Origin of the sequence: Stutzerimonas kirkiae (assembly GCF_004327335.1) — a bacterium.
GTDB lineage: Bacteria > Pseudomonadota > Gammaproteobacteria > Pseudomonadales > Pseudomonadaceae > Stutzerimonas > Stutzerimonas kirkiae.
Genome location: NZ_QJUO01000006.1, coordinates 29,788 through 45,916, shown reverse-complemented (window position 1 = coordinate 45,916; position 16,129 = coordinate 29,788). Strand labels below are relative to the sequence as shown.

General features: G+C 66.1%; 12 protein-coding genes and 1 pseudogene. 8 read left to right on the top strand and 5 right to left on the bottom strand.

Annotated elements, in window-relative coordinates:
* Positions 1-3 precede the first annotated feature (3 nt).
* From DNJ95_RS05425 to DNJ95_RS05400, 6 genes are all read left to right on the top strand, one after another.
* Positions 4-1,104 (top strand): sigma-54 interaction domain-containing protein, encoded by a 1,101-nt coding sequence (locus tag DNJ95_RS05425; RefSeq protein WP_131183710.1) that lies wholly within the window; start codon positions 4-6, stop codon positions 1,102-1,104.
* Between the two features lie 110 nt (positions 1,105-1,214).
* The gene (ssuD, locus tag DNJ95_RS05420) at positions 1,215-2,369 is read left to right on the top strand and encodes an FMNH2-dependent alkanesulfonate monooxygenase (RefSeq protein WP_131183709.1); all 1,155 of its coding nucleotides are present in this window, start codon (positions 1,215-1,217) and stop codon (positions 2,367-2,369) included.
* Entirely contained in the window at positions 2,366-3,214 is an 849-nt protein-coding gene (locus DNJ95_RS05415; RefSeq protein ID WP_131183708.1) for an amidohydrolase family protein, read from the top strand. The genes ssuD and DNJ95_RS05415 overlap by 4 nt, the downstream gene beginning before the upstream one ends.
* A gap of 171 nt (positions 3,215-3,385) precedes the next feature.
* Complete coding sequence (locus tag DNJ95_RS05410; RefSeq protein WP_131183707.1) at positions 3,386-3,949, top strand: NADPH-dependent FMN reductase; 564 nt, start codon at positions 3,386-3,388, stop codon at positions 3,947-3,949.
* Positions 3,950-4,300: 351 nt separating this feature from the next.
* Positions 4,301-6,196 carry an ABC transporter ATP-binding protein gene (locus DNJ95_RS05405; protein ID WP_131183706.1) on the top strand — a complete coding sequence of 632 codons (1,896 nt, stop codon included), beginning with the start codon at positions 4,301-4,303 and terminating at the stop codon, positions 6,194-6,196.
* A 10-nt stretch (positions 6,197-6,206) separates the two neighbouring features.
* Positions 6,207-6,947, top strand: a complete 741-nt coding sequence (locus tag DNJ95_RS05400) for a dienelactone hydrolase family protein (protein ID WP_131183705.1) — start codon at positions 6,207-6,209, stop codon at positions 6,945-6,947.
* Positions 6,948-7,312: 365 nt separating this feature from the next.
* Here the strand turns inward: DNJ95_RS05400 and DNJ95_RS05395 are convergent.
* Positions 7,313-7,765 (bottom strand): annotated as a pseudogene (locus DNJ95_RS05395) (ATP-binding cassette domain-containing protein); the annotation flags it as partial.
* Positions 7,766-8,230: 465 nt separating this feature from the next.
* Between DNJ95_RS05395 and DNJ95_RS05390 the strand changes: the two are divergent.
* Together DNJ95_RS05390 and DNJ95_RS05385 are read left to right on the top strand one after the other, a co-directional pair.
* Positions 8,231-9,418, top strand: coding sequence for an acyl-CoA dehydrogenase family protein (locus tag DNJ95_RS05390; protein ID WP_242671887.1), 1,188 nt, complete (start codon positions 8,231-8,233; stop codon positions 9,416-9,418).
* Positions 9,419-9,516: 98 nt separating this feature from the next.
* Positions 9,517-10,899 (top strand): LLM class flavin-dependent oxidoreductase, encoded by a 1,383-nt coding sequence (locus tag DNJ95_RS05385; RefSeq protein ID WP_131183702.1) that lies wholly within the window; start codon positions 9,517-9,519, stop codon positions 10,897-10,899.
* A gap of 606 nt (positions 10,900-11,505) precedes the next feature.
* Here the strand turns inward: DNJ95_RS05385 and DNJ95_RS05380 are convergent.
* The 4 genes from DNJ95_RS05380 to DNJ95_RS05365 are packed head-to-tail and all read right to left on the bottom strand — an operon-like array spanning position 11,506 to position 16,127.
* Entirely contained in the window at positions 11,506-12,279 is a 774-nt protein-coding gene (locus tag DNJ95_RS05380; protein WP_131183701.1) for an ABC transporter ATP-binding protein, read from the bottom strand.
* Position 12,280: 1 nt separating this feature from the next.
* Positions 12,281-13,639 carry an ABC transporter substrate-binding protein gene (locus DNJ95_RS05375; protein WP_131183700.1) on the bottom strand — a complete coding sequence of 453 codons (1,359 nt, stop codon included), beginning with the start codon at positions 13,637-13,639 and terminating at the stop codon, positions 12,281-12,283.
* Positions 13,640-13,682: 43 nt separating this feature from the next.
* Entirely contained in the window at positions 13,683-15,023 is a 1,341-nt protein-coding gene (locus tag DNJ95_RS05370) for an ABC transporter substrate-binding protein (protein WP_131183699.1), read from the bottom strand.
* Between the two features lie 33 nt (positions 15,024-15,056).
* A complete protein-coding gene (locus tag DNJ95_RS05365; protein ID WP_131183698.1) occupies positions 15,057-16,127 on the bottom strand; it encodes a branched-chain amino acid ABC transporter permease in 1,071 nt (356 codons plus the stop codon).
* Positions 16,128-16,129: the final 2 nt, after the last annotated feature.

Genomic DNA, 16,129 nt, shown 5'->3' with positions numbered 1-16,129 from the left:
CCCATGCAATTGTTGACTCTCCCCCCATCCCCTTCACTGGCTACCTCGATCCGGGCGACCGCACAGGTCTTCGAAGACCCCAGATCGCAGGCGCTGCTCGCCCACCTGAAACAGGTCGCCCCCAGTGAGGCCAGCGTCCTGATCATTGGCGAGACCGGGACGGGCAAGGAGTTGGTCGCACGCCATATCCACAACCTCAGCGGCCGCCGCAACGGGCCGTTCGTCGCGGTCAACTGCGGCGCCTTCTCCGAGTCGCTGGTGGAGGCCGAACTGTTCGGCCACGAGAAGGGCGCCTTCACCGGCGCGCTGGCGGCCAAGGCCGGCTGGTTCGAGGAGGCCAACGGCGGCACGCTGTTCCTCGACGAGATCGGCGACCTGCCGATGGCCATCCAGGTCAAGCTGCTGCGCGTGTTGCAGGAGCGCGAAGTGGTGCGCCTCGGCTCGCGCAAGAGCATCCCGATCAACGTGCGAGTGCTGGCGGCGACCAACGTGCACCTGGAAAAGGCGATCAACGCCGGCAACTTCCGCGAGGACCTCTACTACCGCCTGAACGTGGTCAGCGTGCAGTTGCATCCGCTGCGCGAACGCCCCGGCGACATACTGCCGCTGGCCCGCCACTTCATCGCCACCTATAGCGGGCGCCTGGGCTACGGCGCGGTCGAACTGAGCGCCGAGGCCGAACGCAAGCTGGCCGGCTACGACTGGCCAGGCAATATCCGCGAACTGGAGAACGTCATCCACCACACCCTGCTGATCTGCCGCAACGGGCGCATCGAGCAGGACGACCTGCGCTTGTCCAACATCCGCATCGAGCGCCAGGACAGTGGCGCAATCGTCGACGAAAGCGCCGAGGCCCTGCTGCAACGGGCCTTCCAGAAGCTGTTCGACGAACAGGCCGGCGACCTGCACGTGAAAGTGGAGAACGCCCTGCTGCGCGCGGCCTACCGCTTCTGCCACTGCAACCAGGTGCACACTGCCAACCTGCTGGGCCTGAGCCGCAACATCACACGAACGCGGCTGATCAAGATCGGCGAGCTGGAGGTCAATCGCCGCCGCTCAGACAACGGCGCACGGGCCGAACGAATCGTGCAGCTATCCATATAAATAAAGCCGACAAAAGCGCTGGAGGCTGGACGTCCCGTACAGCCTCAGCCGCTCCTCCTCGGCTTCACCCGCCTTTGCGTTGCCCCTTTCACAGCAACGAGGAAAACATCATGAGTCTGGACATTTTCTGGTTCCTGCCCACCTCGGGCGACACCCGTTACCTGGGCAAATCCGACAGCGGTCGCCCGGCCACCAATGCCTATATGCGGCAGATCGCCGTGGCCGCCGAGAGCCTTGGCTACGACGGCCTGCTGATCCCCACCGGCAGCAGTTGCCTCGATCCCTGGGTCACCGCCGCCAGCCTGGTGCCGGTGACCCACCGCATCAAGCTGCTGGTGGCGCTGCGCACTTCGCTGGGCAACCCGACCGCTACCGCGCGCCAGGCCGCCACCCTCGACGAAGCCACCGGCGGCCGCCTGCTGCTCAACGTGGTGCCCGGTGGCGATGCCACCGAACTGGCCGCCGACGGCATCTTCCTCGCCCACGACGAGCGCTATGAAGCCGCCGACGAATTCCTCGATGTCTGGCGCCGGGTGCTGCAAGGCGAACGGGTCGACCTGGACGGCAAGCACCTCAAGGTCAAGGGCGCGCAGAATTTCTTCGAGCCGGTGCAGAGCCCCTACCCGCCGCTGTACTTCGGCGGTTCTTCCGAGGCCGCCCACGAGCTGGCGGCCAAGCATGTGGACGCCTACCTGACCTGGGGCGAACCGCCGGCGGCGGTGGCCGAGAAGATCGCCGACGTGCGCGAGCGGGCGAAGAAATATGGCCGCACGGTGCGCTTCGGCGTGCGCCTGCACGTGATCGTGCGCGAGACCAACGAGAAGGCCTGGGCCGCCGCCGAGGAGCTGATCAGCCACCTCGACGATGAAACCATCGCCGCCGCCCAGGCCAACTACGCCAGCATGGATTCGGTCGGCCAGCGGCGCATGGCCGAGCTGCACGGCGGCCGCCGCGACAAACTGGAAGTCTCGCCGAACCTGTGGGCCGGCGTCGGCCTGGTGCGCGGTGGTGCCGGTACCGCGCTGGTGGGCGACCCGCAGACCGTCGCGGCACGCCTGCAGGAATACGCCGACCTCGGTGTCGACAGCTTCGTGCTGTCCGGCTACCCGCACCTGGAGGAAGCCTATCGCTTCGCCGAGCTGGTGTTCCCGCTGCTGCCGGGCAAGCGCAAGGTCACCGTCGACGAGGTATTGACCGGCGGTGCCTTCGACGTGCGCGCGACCAAGGGCGAGAGCAGGAACGAAAACCAGGGAACGCCGGCATGAGCGTCATTGACCTGCGCTGCCGCCCGGCCTTCCTCCACGACTTCTTCGGCGCCACCCCCGGCAACGCCGCCCACCAGGGCGCGCGCTGGCTGAACCGGCGGGTCGGCACCCGCGGGGCGGACGATCACTTCGAGCGCTCGCAGACCCAGCAGGGCTTCCTCGCCGAAGTGCGCGAGGCCGGCCTGGAGAAGGCAGTGGTGGTGGGCCGGCACACGCCGGCGCAACACCTGCCCAATGACACGATCCACGGCATCGTCCATGGCCATGCCGAGTTGCTCGGCATCGGTTCGGTGGAGCCAGTGCTGCAGGGCGTGGAAGGCGCTCTGGCGGAAATCGACCGTGCCATCGACGTGCTCGGCCTGTCCGGCATCGACCTCGAGCCGGGCTTCGGCGAGCCGGCGCGGCACCCGGACGACCCGCTGTACTGGCCGATCTACGAGCACCTGCAGAAACGCGGCATCCCGCTGTTCCTGATGAGCGGCCCGACCACCCCGGACCCGGCCTACAACGACCCCGGCCGCCTGGCCGCCGTGGCGCGCGCCTTCCCCGAGCTGAAGATCGTCGCCTACCACGGCTACTGGCCGAACGTGCAGCAGGCCATCGGTGTCGCCTTCCGCTACGAGAACATCCACCTGGTGCCGGACATGTACCTGTTCCTACCCGGCAGCGAGGGCTACGTGCAGGCCGCCAACGGCTTCCTCGCCGACCAGTTGCTGTTCGGCTCGTCCTACACCTTCCGGCCGATCCGCCAGAGTATCGAGGACGCCCAATTGCTGGGTTTCCGCGACGAGGTACTGGAGAAGTTCTTCGCCGGCAACGCCAGGCGGTTGTTCGGGCTGGTGTAATCCTGGGAAGGCGGCGCCGATGTGCGCCATGGGGCAGCATCGGAAGGAGTATTTGCCGCGGGTAATGGTCAGAGGTATATCTTGCGCAGGCGAAAACCTGCGCAAGAGTCCGATCAAAGGCAAAAAATGTCTTTTACCGTTCGCCTCCAGCCCCATGACCAAGGAACCGCTATGAGCAAAGTCCACACCGTCGCCGTACTCGTTGGCAGCCTGCGCAAGGAATCGATCAACCGCAAGATCGCCAAGGCCCTGGCCGAGCTGGCGCCGGCTTCGCTCGACCTGCGGATCGTCGAGATCCGCGACCTGCCGCTGTACGACGAAGATATCGACAATGACACGCCACCCGCCGCCTACGGCACATTCCGTTCGGCGCTCAAGGACGCCGATGCCTACCTGTTCGTCACCCCGGAGTACAACCGCTCGATCCCCGGCGCACTGAAGAACGCCATCGACGTGGCATCGCGCCCCTACGGCAAGAGCGCTTTCGGCCATGGCAAGCCGGGGGCTGTGGTCAGCGCATCGCCGGGCGCTATCGGTGGTTTCGGCGCAAACCACCAGTTGCGCCAGGCGCTGGTCTTTCTCGATGTCCCGCTGCTGCAACAGCCCGAGGCCTACCTGGGTGGTGCCGGGAAATTCTTCGATGAGAGCGGTGAGCTGGGCGATAGCGTCAAACCCTTCCTGCAGAAGTTCATCGACGCCTTCGCCGCCTGGGTCACGCTGAACGCCAAGGACTGACGCGACCGCCGGGCTCACCCGCGAAGCCTGTTGCAGGCACCGCCGCGCGCGGGCAAGCCCGCTTCTACGGCTGCGTCTGGCGGTATGCCCGGGGGAGGCTTGAAAAACCGGAAGCGTTCAACCCGTAAGAACCGGCCCACGATTTCGCGAACCAGGCTATGCAAAGCGGCAACAGGCGAAAAAGCGCAGGAATGGTAAGCGAGCACTTCGAGCCTGTTTCCAACGCAGCGCAAGCGATGCGCAGCAGTTCGTGAACCGGTGCCGAGACGCTCTGCCGCTTCGCTGAAAACCCGCATTTCCAGTGCGAATAGCTCTTCCCTCTCTCGACACCCGCCCTTGTGAGAGCCAGCAATGACCGCCCCTTCGCCCTTGCCCGACACCTCAGTGGAAGCCACGCGCATCCCGCGCCTGCCCGCCAGCCCGTTGCGTTTCACCCTGCAGTTCGCCCGGCGTTTTCGCTGGTGGTACCTGCTGATCGCCAGCCTGCAGGTGCTGGCGTCGATCTGTGCGGTGATGCTGCCCTATGCCCTCGGCAAGGTGGTCGGGGTGATCGGCGCAGGCGTCCCCGGTTCCGAGCTGTACGGCGCACTGGCCCTGCCGTTGGGGCTGTTCCTCGGCCTCAGCCTGGCCGAGGTGGTGTTCAGCCGTAGCGCCGGCTTCTGCCGAGTGTACGTCGCGCCGCTGCAGCGCACACGGGTATCCGCCGAGCTGTTCGCCTACCTGCAGCATCACTCGCAGCGCTATATCAGCAGCAATTTCGCCGGCTCGCTGGCCTCGCGGGTTTCGGAAACCGCCATGGGAGTGAACATGACCCTCTGGGCGCTGATCTTCGACTTCCTGCCGGTGCTGGTCACCATGGGCATGGCGGTCGTCCTGCTGGCCACCGCCAGCGGCACCCTGGCGCTGTTCGCACTGCTCTGGTCGCTGGCGTTCGTCGGCGCTTCCTACCTGCTGGCGCGGCGCTGCCAGCCCTATTCCAAGGCTTTCGCGGCGGCGCGCAGCGAAACCACCGGGCGCATCGTCGATGCCATCGGCAACCTGTCGGCGATCCGCCTGTTCGCCCGCATCGGTTTCGAGCGGCGCTTCCTCCAGGGCTTCCTCGACAAGGAGGTGAAAGCCGCGCGCAACGCCTTCTACTACAACGAGAAGATCGTGCTGTTCCAGTTCCTCGCCGCGCTGGTGCTCAAGGTCGGGCTGCTGTTTTTCGCGGTATGGCTGTGGCGCCAGGACCGGATCGACGTGGCCGGCTTCGTCATGAGCACCAGCCTGTCGTTCGTGGTGATCGCCGAGGCGCGCAATATCAGCCGGCGCTTCCTCGACCTGTTCGAGTACATCGGCAATATCGAGAACGGCGTGCGCACCATCATCCGCCCGCATGACATCGTCGACGCCGAGGATGCCCGCGATATCGAGATCGAGCACGGCAGCATCGAACTGCAGAACGTCGGCTTCGCCTATGAGGACGGGCAACAGGTGTTCGACGACCTCGACCTGAAGATTCCCGGCGGCCAGCGGGTCGGCCTGGTCGGCTACTCCGGCTCCGGCAAATCCACCCTGCTCGGCCTGATCATGCGCCTGCACGATCCGCAGCAGGGCCGCATCCTGATCGACGGCGAGGATATCCGCCACTTCCGCCAGCAGTCGCTGCACTCGCAGATCAGCCTGATCCCGCAGGACCCGAGCCTGTTCCATCGCAGCCTGCTGGACAATATCCGCTACGGCGACCCCGAAGCCGACCGCGAGGCGGTGGAAGCCGCCGCGCGCCAGGCCTATGCCCACGACTTCATCCAGCAGATGCAGCAGCAGTACGACTCGCTGGTCGGCGAGCGTGGCGTCAAGCTCTCCGGCGGCCAGCGCCAGCGCATCGCCATCGCCCGGGTGATCGTCAAGAACGCGCCGATCCTGATCATGGACGAAGCCACCTCCAGCCTCGATTCGCTGACCGAGAAGGCCATCCAGGATGCCCTGGAAGAGGTGATGCGGGACAAGACGGTGATCGTCGTCGCCCACCGCCTGTCCACCGTCGCCAGCCTGGATCGCATCCTGTTCTTCGACAATGGCCGCATCGTCGAGGACGGCAGCCCGCAGGAGCTGCTGGCCCGCCCGGGCGGCGCCTATCGCCGGCTGTGGGAGCAACAGGTCAACGGCATGCTGCCCGAGCGTCAGCCCACGCCTGTCGCCAGCCAGGACGAAGACAGCGAACTCGGGCACCAGTCCGGTGCCCATACCTCCAATGCCCTGCCCTGAGGACCCCGCCATGCCAATCCAAGTAGTGAACATTCCCAGCCCCGATGGCCAGATCGATGCCTGGCTGCATACCCCGGAAGGCCCCGGCCCGTGGCCCGGGGTGATCCTGCACACCGATATCCGCGGGGTGCGCGAAACCTTCCAGCGCAAGGCCGCGGCCCTGGCCGACGAGGGTTATGCGGTGCTGTTGCCCAACCTGTACTACCGCGTGGCGCAGGTGCCGGTGGCCGATCCGCGACTGAGCTTCCAGGATGAAGAAGGGCGCAAGGTATTCGGCGCCCTGCGCGCCAGCCTGAGTGCCGAAGGACTGCGCAGCGACCACCGCGCCCTGCTCGGCTGGCTGCAGGCACAGCCGCAGGTACGTACGGGCCAGGTGGCTCTCGTCGGCTACTGCATGAGCGGCGCCATCGCCGTGCACGCCGCCGCCGACTTCCCCGAACGGATCGCCGTGGCGGCCTCGTTCCACGGTGGCAACCTGGTCACCGACAGCCACGACAGCCCACACCTGCGCGCGCATGAGTTGAAGGCGAAACTGCACTTCGGCCACGCCAAGGACGATCCGTCGATCCCGCTGGAAGCCATCGAACGGCTCGACCAGGCACTGCTCGCCGCCGAAGTCACCTTCAGCTCGACCCGCCATGAAGCCCGCCACGGCTTCGCCGTCGCCGACAGCACGACCTACGACGAAGCGGCCGAGCGCCAGCACTGGCGCGACCTGCTGGCGCTGCTGCGCAGCGGCCTGCCCGCCTGAGGAGCCTGTCTTTCAATATGTTTGTGCGGTTTGCGGGGAGGCGCCGTTACCTGGTGGGTCAAGCCTATGGCCGGGGTGTGGCGCACTAGGGCTCCCTCTCCAAGTCGCATAAACACCTGGCTCCTTCATTACTGATGCTGTCGAAGCAAGTGTTCGTTCAAATCCTGAGTGAATTCGTTGATGGCTCGAGCGCAGTGATATCCATCGATTGCATACCCTGGGTATCGCTGCGCTCAACCCAGGCTACGAGAACACTTCGGGCCGGAGAGGTGGAAAGGCCTGGCTCTTGAATCCCACAGGCAGCACCGAAAGTAGCTGTGCGGATGCCTGGTGGCGGGACGGGGCCTTCGCACAAGGGCAGTGATCCCGAGCTCGACGATCCGCCCGGCGTCGAGGACGATCACGCGGTCGCAGATCTCGCGGATCATCGCCATTTCGTGGGTGATCCGCACGATGGTCAGGCCGAGGCGGGCATTGATGTCGCGCCGCAGGGCGAGGATGTCCTGGGTGCTTTCCGGGTCCAGTGCCGAGGTGGCTTCGTCGCAGAGCAGGATTTCCGGCTCCAGCACCAGGGCGCGGGCGATGCCGACACGCGGCTTCTGCCCGCCGGACAATTGCACCGGATAGGCATCGCGCTTGCCTTCCAGGCCGACCAGCCGCAACACCTGGTCGACCCCGCCGTTCATCTCCCGTTTCGACAGCCCGGCGATGCGCAACGGCAGGGCGACGTTCTGCCAGACGCTGTGTGAGGCCATCAGCTTGAAGTGCTGGAAGATCATGCCGACCCGCTGGCGCCAGCGCGCCAGTTGCCGCGTATCGAGGGTAGCCTGCTCGCCATGCTCATTTTCGGCCGCGCCGCTGACAGCGTCCTGCGGGATGAAGCGGACGCCGCCAGCCGGGGCGGCCCGAAGCGAGGGCCGTTTCTCGGCGCAACAGGGTGCGCGGACGAAACGTCAACAGGCCCAGGGCAATAGTCGAGTCCGCCGCTGTATGGCAGCGCGGTTGCCGGTATCAGGAGCAGGTTTCGGGCCAACAGGCGGAAAGCCGGCTTCTCGCGGGGCGGCGGCCGGGTGGGCATGGTTTTTCGCTCCCGGAAAACATACAGCCTGCAGATTCGCTGTTGCTGGGCGAACACCTGGCGGCTGTTGCCTGCCGTGCAGTCCCTCCGGAGCGCGCGCCTTCCAGGCTCTTGGCCGGCTGGTACAACTCTTGCGTTGGGGTTCTGGCTGCTGCCTGCCGCACGCCCACCCGAGCGGCTGCGCCAACCATTCAAGGAGTCCTTTGTGAGCATTTCTTCAGCATCCAACCCACGCGAGGCCTTGCAGGTCGCTCGACAACTGGCCGACCAATTCGCTACCAGCGCCGCCGAACGGGACGAGCGCGGTGGCACGCCGAAGGCCGAACGCGACGCCATTCGCGCCAGTGGCTTGCTGACGCTGAACATCCCCCGCGAATACGGTGGCCTGGGCGCCACCTGGGGGGAAACCCTGGAGGTGGTGCGCACCTTCGCCCGGGTCGACAGCTCCATCGCCCACGTCTACGGTTTCCAGCACCTGATGCTGGCCACCGTGCGGCTGTTCGGCAGTACCGCGCAGTGGCAGCCTTGGTACGAAGGGACGGCGCGCCACAACTGGTTCTGGGGCAATGCGCTGAACCCGCTGGACAAGCGCACCCAGGTCATCCGCCACCAGGGCTGGCGCGAGTTTTCCGGCAACAAGAGTTTCTGTTCCGGCGCCAGCGACTCCGACATGCTGATCGCCTCGGCCATCGACCCGAGCGACGATGACCGGCTGCTGATCGCCGCGATCCCGACCGACCGCGCCGGCATCACCCTGCATGGCGACTGGAACAACATGGGCCAGCGCCAGACCGACAGCGGCAGCGCCACCTTCGAGCGGGTGCGCGTCGAGGAGAACGAACTGCTGCTCGACCCCGGCCCGCTCAGTTCGCCGTTCGCCAGCCTGCGCCCGCTGCTGGCGCAACTGACCTTCGTCAACCTGTTCCTCGGTATCGCCGAGGGCGCCTTCGAGCAGGCCCGCGGCTACACCCGCAACGAGGCGCGCCCCTGGTTCAAGTCCGACGCCAGCCAGGCCAGCAGGGACCCTTACGTGCTGCTGCACTACGGCGAGTTCTGGGCCGGGCTGGACGCCGTGCGGGCCCTGACCGAGCGCGCCAACCAATTGTTCGAGGCGGCCTGGAACAAGGCCGAGGCACTGGGCGAGGAAGAACGCGGGCAACTGGCGCTGGCCATCGGCAGCGCCAAGGTCAATGCCACCCGTGTCGGCCTCGATCTCACCAGCCGCCTGTTCGAAGTCACCGGCGCCCGCGCCACCAGCGCCGCCCGCCGCCTCGACCGCTTCTGGCGCAACCTGCGCACCCAGACCCTGCACGACCCGCTGGACTACCGCATCCGCGAACTGGGCGAGTGGGCGCTGAACGGGACGCCACCTGAGCCGAGCTTCTATTCCTGAGCGCCAGTCCCATGGGAGCGGGCCGATCCGCCACCTGTTACCCACGCGCCGGGGCTGAACAGCGCCGGCGATGACTTCCTTTCCATTGGAGCCCCAGCATGAGCAAGACCATCCGCTTCAACGCCTTCGAGATGAACTGCGTCGGCCACCAGTCCCCCGGCCTGTGGCGCCACCCGCGCGACCGTTCCTGGCAGTACAAGGACCTCGAGTACTGGACCGACCTGGCGAAGATCCTCGAGCGCGGCATCTTCGACGCGGTGTTCATCGCCGATGTCATCGGCTACTACGATGTCTACCACGGCAACAACGACCATGCCTTCGCCCAGGGCGTGCAGATCCCGGTCAACGACCCGCTGCAACTGGCCAACCCGATCGCCCTGGCGACCAAGCACCTGGGCATCGGTATCACCGCCTCGACCTCCTTCGAACACCCCTACACCTTCGCCCGCCGCCTGGCCACCGCCGACCACCACACCAAGGGCCGGGTCGGCTGGAACATCGTCACTTCCTACCTGGAAAGCGGCGCCAAGAACGTCGGCGAGGGCGGCCTGAAGCGCCATGACAACCGCTACGAGGTCGCCAGCGAATACCTGGAAGTGCTGTACAAGCTGCTGGAAGGCAGTTGGGAGGAGGGCGCGGTGGTACGCGACCGCGAGCGCGGCATCTTCGCCATCCCCGAGAAAATCCACGAGATCGGCCACAAGGGCAAATACTTCGAGGTGCCGGGCTACCACCTGTCGGAACCGTCGCCGCAGCGCACCCCGGTATTGTTCCAGGCCGGCGCCTCCAACGCGGGCAAGGACTTCGCCGCCAACCATGCCGAATGCGTGTTCATCTCCACCCCGACCCAGGCGGTGACCAAGGCCTATGTCGCGGATATCCGCCGCCGTGCCGCCGCCGCCGGGCGCGATCCGAAGAAGATCCTGGTGTTCGCCCTGGCCACCATCATCGTCGACGAAACCGACGCCAAGGCCCAGGCCAAGCTCAAGGAATACCAGGGCTATGGTTCCTACGATGGCGCCCTGGTGCTGATGTCCGGCTGGACCGGCATCGACTTCAGCCGCTACGCCCCCGGCGACAACGTGAAGAAGGTGGAAACCAACGCGATCATTTCCGCCGTCGAGCACCTGGCCGAGGGCGACAAGGCCTGGACCATCGAGGAACTGGCCAGGTGGGGCAGCGTCGGCGGCCTCGGCCCGCTGTTCGTCGGCTCCGCCGACACCGTCGCGGACCTGCTGCAGGAATGGGTGGAGGCAACCGACCTGGACGGCTTCAACCTGGCCTATGCCGTGGCCCACGAGACCTTCGAGGACGTGGTCGAGCACCTGGTGCCGGAACTGCAACGCCGTGGCGTCTACCCCAAAGGCTACAAGGAAGGCACCCTGCGCGAGAAACTGTTCGGCGACGGCCCCTACCTGCCGGAAAGCCACCCGGCGAACCGCTACCGCGATATCGAACGGGTCAAGCGCGAGCAGAAGTAAGAGCCGTGTCGTAGACACTCCATCGCACACCGGGGCAGGGCAATAGCGCTGCAACCGGATTGGCAAGTGAATCGCTGCTCGAGCAGAGAGGCGATTGCAGTGCCATTGATTCCTGCGATATTGCGATCCCGGCCAACCCCTCTACGAAACACGCATGAACCCATCCATGGGGCTCTTCGTCGGCGTCCCTGCCGACGAAGGTTTCTCCGAGGGGTTGGCCGGGATCGCAGCGACTACTGAGTTGAATGTGAGAAAAGCCCCACCTCGGTCATTCCCGCGCAGGCGGGAACCCAGGTGCCACGGACGTATAGCCACCGGCTTTTCCGCCCAGTCACCGCCGAAGATGGCTGTGCGGATGCCAGGTGGCGGGACGGGGCCTTCGCCGCCAGGGATGGCGGCGTAGAGCTACAGGGATGTATTCACGCGTGCCCCGTCCCTCCACCTGGCATTCGCACGGGGGCGCCACACCCGAGGACACGCAGTGCACGCCATCAACCCCAGATACGAAATTGCCAATCTGGTTGCAAGGCTGCTCCTTGACGGCTATGGCACGATTGCCCTGCCCCCCGGGATTCCTTGTCCGGGGGAACGTACAACAGGTAGCCGTCAGCGGCGCCCCAGGTAGACGTCTTGCAAATGACTGCCCTCGAGCAGCTCGCTGGCGCTGCCCTGCAGCACCACTTTGCCGGTGTCCAGCACGTAGCCGTGGCTGGCGTGCTTGAGCGCGACCGGGATGTTCTGCTCGGCGATCAGGAAGCTCACGCCTTCCTCGGCGTTGAGGCGGGCGACGATCTCGAAGATTTCCTGCACGATCAACGGCGCCAGCCCCATCGAGGGCTCGTCGAGCAGCACCAGGGTCGGCTGGGTCATCAGCGCGCGGCCGATGGCGACCATCTGCTGCTCGCCACCGGAGGTCAGACCGGCCTGGGTCTTGCGCTTGGTCTCCAGGCGCGGAAACCAGGCATAGACACGCTCCAGGTTCTGCTCCAGTTGCGCCCGCGACAGGCCACGGACGAAACCGCCGCTGCGCAGGTTGTCTTCCACCGTGAGGTGGGAAAACACATGGCGCCCCTCCAGCACGTGGACGATGCCCTCGCGCACCAGGCGGTTGGGCGCGGTGCGGGTACTGTCGCGGCCCTGGAAACGGATACCGCCACGGCTGATCTCGGCGCGTTCGGCGCGCACCAGCCCGGAGATCGCCTTCAGCGTGGTGCTCTTGCCGGCGCCGTTGGCGCCGAGCAGGGCGACGATGGCGCCCTCCGGCACCACCAGCGAAACACCGGATACCGCGAGGATGGCGCCATCGTAGATCACCTCGATATCGTCCACCCGCAGCAGTTCTTCGCCTGCCACCGAGGGCTCCAGGCCGGCAATGCTCATTTCATGGCTCCTTGCCGCAATCGCGCGGGGTGATGCCTTTTTCCCTGGCGTAGGCGGCGGACTTGGCGTCGATCAGCGGTTGCAGCAGCTCGCGGTCGGCCTGCACCCAATCGCTGACCAGGTTCCAGCGCTGGCCGTCCCACTGCTGTACGCGCACCGCGCCGCCGCCCTCATGGTCGCCGCAGGACAGTTCGAGGTTCTGCACCAGGCCATGGAAGCCGCTTTTCTTCAGGCTCTGCTCGTCCAGCTTGAGGTTTTCCAGGCCCCATTGCCCTTCTTCGCCATTGATCGGTCGATTACCGAACCTGGCCTGCGCGGTGCGAACGGCCTCGACCGAGACGATGGCGTCCACCAGGCCGGAGTTGTAGTAGACGCTGCCGAAGCTGTTGAGGTCCTTGAGGTCGCTCTTGCCGGTGTCGATGATGTGCTTCTTCAGCCGCTGGTGGATGTCGAAGCCGGTTCCCGCCGGGTAGGGCGTCAGCGCCAGGTAGCCCTTGCTGGCCTCGCCGGCGGGGATCACGTCCTCCTCGGAGCTGGCCCAGACATCGCCGATGATGCGATCGGCGGGGAAGCCGAAGCGTGCGGCGGTCTTGATCGCCACCGGCGTGGAAACGCCCCAGGTACGCAGGAACACCCAGTCCGGCTTGGCCTGGCGCACCTGGCGCCACTGCGAGGATTGCTCATTGCCCGGGTCGGCGACCGGAATCTGGATGTTCTCGAAGCCGTATTTCTCCGCCAGCAGCTTGAGCGGCTCGATGGTTTCGCGGCCATAGGCCGAGTCGTGGTAGACGGTGGCGATCTTCTTGCCCTTGAGCTGGTCGTGGCCGCCCTCGCGCTCGGCGATGTAGTTGATCAGCGCCGACGCCTCGCTGTAGAAGGTCAGCATCACCGGGAAGATATAGGGGAACACGCGGCCATCGGCGGCCTCGGTGCGCCCGTAGGCCAGGGTGATCAGCGGGATCTTGTCCTGCGCCGCACGGTCGGTCAGGGCGTAGGCCGCCGGCGCGCCGTTGGGCAGGTAGACGGCCACCGGCGCGCCGTTGAGGCCGTTCTTGAAGCGCTCGTAGCATTCGATGCCCTTCTCGGCGGTCCATTCCGTCTCGCACTCCTGCCAGACCAGCTTGACCCCATTGATACCGCCTTCCACCTCGTTGAGGTAACGGAAATAGTCGATGCGCCCGGCCCATATCTGGATGCCGGCCGAAGCGTAGGGGCCGACCCGGTAGCTGGCGATCGGGAAGAACTGCTTGTCGGCGTCCGGGCCGGAAGTGGTCGGCGCGGCTTGCGCGCCCAGGCCAAGACCCAGGCTGAGGCCCAGGCCAAGGAGGAATTTCGTCAGCGGGTTCGCGGGGATTTTCATGCTGTTCATGTCCTGTACGGGTTCAGAGTCGGGTGGCGCGGGATCAGGATTCCTGCCCGCAATCGCGCGGGGTGATGCCCTTTTCCCTGGCATAGGCGGCTGACTTTTCCTCGATCAGCGGGCGCAACAGTTCGCGGTCGGCCTCTACCCAGTCGGTTACCGGCGTCCACTTCTCGCCGTCCCACTGCTGTACGCGCGCCGCACCGCCGCCCTCGTGGTCGGAGCAGGACAGGCTGATCGGCTGTAGCAGGCCCTCGAAACCGATGGCCTGCAGCCGCGCCGCGTCGATATCCAGGTGTTCGAAGGCCCAGCGGCCTTCTTCGCCGTTGAGCGGGCGGTTGCCGAATTTCGCCTGGCCGGCGCGCAGGGCCTCCACGGCGATGGCGGCGTTGATCAGGCCGACGTTGTAGTAGACCTTGCCGAAGAAATCCTGGTCGCGCAGGTCGCTCTTGCCGGTGTCGAGGATGTGCTGGCGCAAGCGCTGGTGGATCTCGAAACCATCGCCGCCGGGGAAGGGCGCCAGCGCCTTGTAGCCCTTGGCGGCGGCACCGGCGGGAATCACATCGGCCTCGGAACCGGCCCACACGTCGCCGATGATCCGCTCCACCGCGATGCCGAAGCGCGCGGCGGTCTTGATGCCGACCGGCGTGGAGGCGCCCCAGGTACGCAGGAAGATCCAGTCCGGCTTGAGCTGGCGCACTTCGCGCCACTGCGCCGATTGCTCCAGGCCGGGGTCGGCGACCGGGATCTGGATATTCTCGAAACCGTACTTCTCTGCCAGCAGCTTCATCGGCCCCTGGGTTTCACGGCCATAGGCGGAGTCGTGGTAGACGGTGACGATCTTCTTGCCCTTGAGCTGGTCCAGACCGCCTTCCTGGCTGGCGATGTAGTTGATGCCCACCGAAGCCTGGCTGTAGTAGTTCAGCAGCACCGGGAAGGCATAGGGGAACACGCTGCCGTCGGTGGACTCGGTACGCCCGCCGCCGCCGTCGATCAACGGGATGCGATCGGCGTGGCCACGGTCCATCAGCGCATAGGAGGCCGGTGTGCTATGGGTGAAGAAGAACGCCACCGGCGCGCCGTTGAGGCCGCCCTTGAAGCGCTCGTAGCATTCCACGGTGCGGTCCGGCTTCCACTCGGTCTCGCACTCCTGCCAGACCAGCTTGACGCCATTGATCCCCCCTTCCACCTCGTTGATGTAGCGGAAGTAGTCGATCTCCCCGGCCCACCAGGGAATGCCGCTGGAGGCATAGGGGCCGACGCGGTAGGTGGCCAGCGGGATGAACTGTTCGTCGGCGGCGGCCTGGGCCAGCGGTATCAGGGTCGTGCAGGCGCTGAAGCCGAGTAGGGCGGCGGCAGCCAGTCGGCGCAAGTCGATGCTCATGGTTTTTCTCTCGATGATGGAAGGTCGTGTTGGTCAGAAACGCAGGGGCCAGCGCCGGAGCCGTTCGCCCAGGTTGGCCAGCAGGCGCACCAGGCCCTCCGGCTCCTTGATCAGGAACAGGATGATCAGCGCACCGAAGATGATCTTTTGCAGGTTTTGCAGTTGCCCGGCATCGACGCTGCCGCCGAGCAGGGTCTGCCCGCCGTAGCTGAGCAGGATCGGCAGCAGGCTGATGAAGGCGGCGCCGATGAAGTTGCCGGCGATGCTGCCCATGCCGCCGATGATGATGATGAAAAGAATCTGGAACGACCGGTTGATATCGAAGCTGCCGGCGCTGGCGGTGCCCAGGTAGGCGAACACCCAGAGCGCCCCGGCGATGCCCAGGTAGAAGGAGCTGACGGCGAAGGCCAGGCGCTTGTAGCCGACCACCGGGATGCCGACCACCGCGGCGGCGGTGTCCATGTCGCGGATCGCCATCCAGTTGCGGCCGATGCGGCTGCGCACCAGGTTGAGCGCCACCCAGGTCAGCAGCGCCACGCAGCTCAGCGTCAGCAGGTAGCGCCCCACCGGCGAGCCGAGGTTCTGGCCGAACAACTCCAGGCGCGGCGCCGAGATGGTGCCGGAGGAGGCATGGTTGTAGAACCAGGGGAACTTGGTGAACACCCACTCCAGGAAAAACTGCGCGGCCAGGGTGGTGACCATCAGGTAGAAGCCCTTGATGCGCGAGCTGGGCAGCCCGAACAGCAGGCCGACCAGCGCGCTGATCGCCCCGCCGCCGAGCAGCGCCAGCGGCAAGGGCAGCCATGGCACCCGCAGCAGCAAGGCGTAGCTGGCGAAGGCGCCGACCGCCATGAAGCCCGCCGCGCCCACCGAGGTCTGCCCGGTGTAGCCGGTCAGCAGGTTGAGGCCGAGGCCGGCCAGCGACAGCACCAGGAACGGGATCAGGATGGCATTCAGCCAATAGTCGTTGCCCAGCGCCGGCACCAGCAGATAGCTGAACGCCAGCAGCGCCAGCAACGCCCAGGGCAGGCGGCGCTGGCGGATGACCAGCGGCGCATGCTCGAACGGTGCCGGCAGGCCATGCAGGGAGGAGGGTTTGCTCATGC

Excerpts from the sequence above, each read along its gene's own strand:
- DNJ95_RS05415 (WP_131183708.1), top strand. The coding sequence starts at position 2,366 with ATGAGCGTCATTGACCTGCGCTGCCGCCCGGCCTTCCTCCACGACTTC.
- DNJ95_RS05400 (WP_131183705.1), top strand. The coding sequence starts at position 6,207 with ATGCCAATCCAAGTAGTGAACATTCCCAGCCCCGATGGCCAGATCGAT.
- DNJ95_RS05425 (WP_131183710.1), top strand. The coding sequence starts at position 4 with ATGCAATTGTTGACTCTCCCCCCATCCCCTTCACTGGCTACCTCGATC.
- DNJ95_RS05410 (WP_131183707.1), top strand. The coding sequence starts at position 3,386 with ATGAGCAAAGTCCACACCGTCGCCGTACTCGTTGGCAGCCTGCGCAAG.
- DNJ95_RS05405 (WP_131183706.1), top strand. The coding sequence starts at position 4,301 with ATGACCGCCCCTTCGCCCTTGCCCGACACCTCAGTGGAAGCCACGCGC.
- DNJ95_RS05370 (WP_131183699.1), bottom strand. The coding sequence starts at position 15,023 with ATGAGCATCGACTTGCGCCGACTGGCTGCCGCCGCCCTACTCGGCTTC.
- DNJ95_RS05375 (WP_131183700.1), bottom strand. The coding sequence starts at position 13,639 with ATGAAAATCCCCGCGAACCCGCTGACGAAATTCCTCCTTGGCCTGGGC.
- DNJ95_RS05380 (WP_131183701.1), bottom strand. The coding sequence starts at position 12,279 with ATGAGCATTGCCGGCCTGGAGCCCTCGGTGGCAGGCGAAGAACTGCTG.
- ssuD (WP_131183709.1), top strand. The coding sequence starts at position 1,215 with ATGAGTCTGGACATTTTCTGGTTCCTGCCCACCTCGGGCGACACCCGT.
- DNJ95_RS05385 (WP_131183702.1), top strand. The coding sequence starts at position 9,517 with ATGAGCAAGACCATCCGCTTCAACGCCTTCGAGATGAACTGCGTCGGC.
- DNJ95_RS05365 (WP_131183698.1), bottom strand. The coding sequence starts at position 16,127 with ATGAGCAAACCCTCCTCCCTGCATGGCCTGCCGGCACCGTTCGAGCAT.